The 202-nt window shown below is 70.8% G+C and carries 1 protein-coding gene; it reads right to left on the bottom strand.

Features of this window, described 5'->3' with window-relative positions; genetic code table 11:
• Positions 1-202 (bottom strand): RICIN domain-containing protein (locus IF28_RS36845; RefSeq protein WP_037894917.1); only part of this gene is annotated, 202 nt, incomplete at both ends.

Below are 202 nucleotides of genomic sequence, written 5' to 3'. Positions count from 1 at the left end.
CTTCTGGTTGGCTCCGGTGTGGCAGGTCCACAGATGCACGGGGGTTCCGTCCTCCCAGGTCCCGCCCGAGGCGTCCAGGCACTTCGCCGACTGCGGGTTGCGCACCGTGCCGTCCGACTGGGCCGCCCACTTCTGCGCCCCCGTCCCGTTGCACGTCCACAACTGGATCCGCGTACCGTCGGCACTCCCGCCACCGGACACG

The sequence above is a fragment of the Streptomyces sp. NRRL WC-3626 genome, from assembly GCF_000718785.1.
GTDB classification, from domain to species: domain Bacteria; phylum Actinomycetota; class Actinomycetes; order Streptomycetales; family Streptomycetaceae; genus Streptomyces; species Streptomyces edwardsiae.
The sequence above is the reverse complement of the archived record's forward strand: the minus strand, read 5'-3'. Positions and strand labels throughout refer to the sequence as shown.